Origin of the sequence: Frankia sp. AgKG'84/4 (genome assembly GCF_023242965.2) — a bacterium.
Classification (GTDB): Bacteria; Actinomycetota; Actinomycetes; order Frankiales; family Frankiaceae; genus Frankia.
On the sequence record NZ_JALKFU020000443.1, the window covers coordinates 1 to 4,451 of the forward strand.

Here is a 4,451-nt window from a genome sequence, read left to right on the forward strand (position 1 = left end):
GGCCGAGCCGGCCACTCGGGGCGGCGTGGCGGCCGGATCGGCGCTCGACCTCGTGCTCGACGACGTCTGGTTCGCCTACGAGCAGGCGGCGCCCGACGCGGTGCCGCCCGGCACGGACGACGGCGAGGTCTGGGATCTGCGCGGGGTCACGCTGCGGGTCGCGGCGGGGACGACGACGGCCGTCGTCGGCGCCAGCGGCGCCGGCAAGACGACCATCGCCTACCTGGCCAGCGGCGTGCACCGGCCGCAGCGAGGCCGTGTCCTGCTCGACGGCGTGCCGATCGACGACATCGCGCCGGCCCGGCTGCACGCCGACGTCGGCGTGGTCCCGCAGGACCCGCACCTGTTCCACGACACGATCGCCGCGAACCTGCGCTACGGGCGCCTGGACGCCACCGACGACGAGCTGCTCGCCGCTCTCGACGCCGCGCACCTTTCCGACCTGCTGGAACGGCTCCCGGAGGGGCTGGCGACGCGGGTCGGGGCGCGCGGCTACCGGCTCTCCGGCGGCGAGCGGCAGCGGTTGGCAATCGCCCGGGTGCTGCTGCAGTCGCCGCGGGTGCTCGTCCTCGACGAGGCGACCTCCGCGCTGGACACCGTCTCCGAGGCCGCCGTGCGGGCCGCGCTGGACCGGCTCGCGGTCGGCCGTACCTGCCTGGTGATCGCGCACCGGCTCTCCACGGTGATCGACGCCGACCGCATCTACGTCCTCGACCACGGCCAGGTCGTCGAGGACGGCACCCACCACGACCTGCTCGCCGACGATGGCGCCTACGCCCGCCTGTACCGCCCGGCGGCCGTCTGATCGGCCGCGGCCGCGACCATCAGCCCACCGAGGGGTGGTGGGGGTCCGCTGGTCGGACGTCCGGACGGTCAGAGGTAGCCGCGGCGGACCATCACGGCGAGGACGCACGCCGAGGGCGCCATCGGCAGCCAGACGGTGACCAGCCGGTAGCCCAGCACCGTCGCCAGCGCGATCGCCGGGGACTGCCCGGCAGCGATGATCGCCGCGGTCAGGGCCGCGTCGAGGGAGCCGAAGCCGCCGGGGGAGGGCACCAGCGCGGACGCGGCGCTCGCCGCGTAGTACAGCGTGAACACCGCGCCGATTCCGAGCGGCAGGTGCAGCGCATGCACGATCGCCCACAGCGTCGCCGCGTGCAGCATCGGGATCGCCGCGGAACCGCCCCACAGCAGCGCCGCCCGGCCGGGCGAACGCAACGTGGTGCGCAACGAGCGGAGCTGGCAGGCGAACCCGGCCCGTCCCCGGGCCGACCACCGCCGGGCGGTCGGCACCAGCCGGGCGAGCAGGACCGCGGTCAGCACCACCGCCACCACCACGGCCAGGGTGGCGGCGACCGCGGCAGGACCGGGCAGGCGGGAGGTCTCCACCGGCAGGAACCCGCCGGCCAGCAGCGCGGCCAGTACGGCGACATGGGTCGTCATCCCGGCGGTCGCGTCCAGCCCGACCGCCGTCAGCGACTCGGGCACCGAGAGGCCGTTGCGGTGCAGGAAACGCATTTTCACCGCGCCCACCCCGAAACCGGCGGGCAGGACGTGGTTCGCCACGCTGCCCGCCACCTGGGCCGCCAGCAGCGGGCGGACGGGTAGCGCCCGGGAGACGGCGCCCTGCTGGCAGGCCGCGCCGGCGAACCAGGTGAGCTGCGCGACGACGGCCGCGCCTACCAGCCACACCGGATGCGCGCCGGTCAGCGCCTCGACGCCGTCGCAGACCGTCGACCAGGACCGCACCAGCCACAGCGCCGTCAGCAGCGGCGCGGCGACCGCCAGCACCGGGCGGACCAGCCGCAGCCACCCGGACGCCGACCGTGGGGACGCCGACCGTGGGGACGCCGACCGTGGGGACGCCGACCGTGGGGACGCCGAGCCGGGGCAGCCAGCAGCGGCGACACCGGCGGTGAGGGCGGGGGCGGGGAGCGGGGCGGTGACCATGACGCGGTCCGAAGGGACCCGCGTGGGCTGGGGCCTCATCGTTCTCCTGTCCTCCCGGCACGCTCATCCGATGCGTGCCGCACCGTTCGCCCCCTACCAGGCCGGGTCCGGCCCGTCCGGTCTGGTTACGCCGGGGCCGGGGCGGTGGCCCTCAGCGGCCTGGGCCCGCCTCGACCCGGTCCGCCACGAACGGCTCGGTCTCCTCGCCGGTCAGGTCGCCGCCGTCATCGGCCGGATCGCGGGTGAGCAGGTCGGCGAGTCGCCCGCTCAGACCGTCCCAGCTCCAGGCTGATCGCATCCATTCGCGTCCGGCCAGGCCCATCCGGGCGGCCCGGTCGCGGTCGTCGAGGAGTTCGATGACCGCTCGGGTCACCGCATCAGTATCCCGTCCGTCGACGACTGTGCCGGTCCGGCCGGGCAGCACGACGTCCGGCGCGCCGCCCTGGGCGCCGGTGATGACCGGCAGGCCGCTGGCCGCCCCCTCCAACGAGGACAGCCCGAGTCCTTCCAGGTCCAGGCCGAGCCAGCGGGTCCTGGACGGCATGGCGAACACATCGGCGGCGTCGAGGTAGGCGGGCAGTTCCTCGTCGGGCACGGCGCCGGCGAAGAGCACCTCGTCGGTGACGCCGCGGCGCGCGGCGAGGCGGCGCAGCCGGTCCTCGGCGGGACCCTTCCCGACGAGCAGCAGCCGGGCGTCGGGATGACGTCGGCGCACCTCGGGCCAGCCGCGGATCAGCTGGTCCTGGCCCTTGCGAGGGACCATCCGGGCCACACAGATCACGATCGGGCGGTCGGACCAGCCCAGCGCCCGGCGGACGTCCTCGCCACCGGTCTGCGGCCGGAAGCGGTGCGCGTCGACGCCACCGGTGAGGCGGGCGAGGGTGGTGCCGGCGGGGGCGACCGAGGCGAGGCGGCGCCGGGTGAAGGCGGTCAGGTAGGTGAGCACGTCGGCCCGTGCGGCGACACCGCGCACGAGCGACCAGCCCACCGGCAGCCGCGACCAGGCGACCTCGTGGCCGTGGCTGGACGCCACCACCCGGCGCACCCCGGCCTCGCGCAGCGTCGGCGCGAGCAGGCCGTACGGCGCCGCGGTCGGGAACCAGGCGGCCTCGCAGCCCTCGTCCCGCACGAGTTCGCGCAGCAGCCGCCGCGACCGGGGCGAGGTGAGCACCCGCTCGCCGGCACGGACCACGGGGAACGGCAGCGTTCGGTCGAACGCCTCCGCGCCGGGCGCCGACGGCGCGACGACGATCACCCGGTCGGCCGGCAGGCCGGCGGTCAGGTGGCAGGCGAAGGTCTGGATGCCGCCGAGCACCGGCGGGAACTTGTCCGCGACCACCAGCGTCCGTGGCAGGCGCAGAGCCGGCCGGGCGGATCCGGTCGGGTCGGACTGTGCCGGCACGCCGAACGCGGGCTTGGCCCGCGGCGGGGGGAGGCAGGCGTCGGGCGGCGCCGCGGGCGGCGACGGTAGGCGGCGACCATCCATGAGGGGAGATGATGGCAGGCGGCCCATGTGCACCGGATGAGTGTCGCGACCGAGGATGTGCCGCGCGGGTGGATCCGGCGCTCCCCGCCGAAATCCCCCGCCAATTGTCACTATGGGTAGCCAGAATGGCCGGCGACGGAGCGGTCGGGGGCGCTGCGGCGGGTGACAGCGAGCACGGCCTGGTTGGACCGGCAGGTCGGACGGGTAGTCCAGGCACGTCCACGCGCCGTGGAGGGGAGCACCATCATGGGCGGCACGCTGACGGTCACCGAACGTCGCAGCTGGCTGGACTGGGCCATGGACGTCTTCGACATCCAGGTGCGGGCGGTGCCACCGGGCGCCTGGCAGGCGCCGACCCCGTGCCCTGGCTGGGACGTCCGGGCGCTGGTCAACCACCTCACGGTCGAACATCTCTGGGTCCCGCCGCTGCTCGCCGGCCTCACCCGCGAGGACATCGGCACCCGCTACGACGGCGACCAGCTCGGCGACGACCCGGTCGCCCGGTGGACGGCGACGGCACGGCGGTCCCGCCACGCCTGGAACCGGCCGGAGGCCTGGGTGGGCAGCCCCGTGCTGTCGTTCGGGCCGACGCCCGCCGACGAGTACGCCTTCCAGCTCACCGCCGATCTGCTCATCCACGGCTGGGACCTGGCCCGGGCGATCGACGCGGCCGGCCGGCTGCCCGGCGACACCACCTCCGCGCGGACTGTCGGTAACAACCGGGAGCTGGTGCGCTGGGTCCATGAGGCCCTCGAGGCGCAGATCGACGCGTGGCGCGTCGTCGGCGTCTTCGCCGAGCCGGCGCCGGTCCCCGCCGGTGCCGACGAGTGGGCGACGCTTATCGCGATGACCGGCCGCGCGCCCGACTGGTGGCCGGACCCACGGTCGTCCTGAGGGTGGATCAACACAGGGTGAAGATGGGGATGGGCAGGCCGGACGCGCCGGCGGCCGTGCTCGGCGCCGCCGTGCAGGAGTGGGCTGCGGCCGGGGTCGTCGTCGGCCCCGCTGCCGGCGG

4 protein-coding genes are annotated in these 4,451 nt (G+C 75.7%); 2 read left to right on the forward strand and 2 right to left on the reverse strand.

What is annotated here, in order from left to right:
- A partial coding sequence (locus MXD58_RS20855) for an ABC transporter ATP-binding protein (RefSeq protein ID WP_250609771.1) occupies positions 1-805 on the forward strand: 805 nt, incomplete at its 5' end.
- Positions 806-873: 68 nt separating this feature from the next.
- Here the strand turns inward: MXD58_RS20855 and MXD58_RS20860 are convergent.
- A complete protein-coding gene (locus MXD58_RS20860) occupies positions 874-1,950 on the reverse strand; it encodes a lysylphosphatidylglycerol synthase transmembrane domain-containing protein (RefSeq protein ID WP_248836327.1) in 1,077 nt (358 codons plus the stop codon).
- Positions 1,951-2,101: 151 nt separating this feature from the next.
- Positions 2,102-3,289, reverse strand: coding sequence for a glycosyltransferase family 4 protein (locus tag MXD58_RS20865; protein ID WP_374616428.1), 1,188 nt, complete (start codon positions 3,287-3,289; stop codon positions 2,102-2,104).
- 393 nt (positions 3,290-3,682) lie between these two features.
- Here MXD58_RS20865 and MXD58_RS20870 point away from each other — a divergent pair, with 393 nt between their 5' ends.
- Positions 3,683-4,330 carry a TIGR03086 family metal-binding protein gene (locus MXD58_RS20870; protein ID WP_248836328.1) on the forward strand — a complete coding sequence of 216 codons (648 nt, stop codon included), beginning with the start codon at positions 3,683-3,685 and terminating at the stop codon, positions 4,328-4,330.
- The last annotated feature ends 121 nt before the right edge of the window (positions 4,331-4,451 follow it).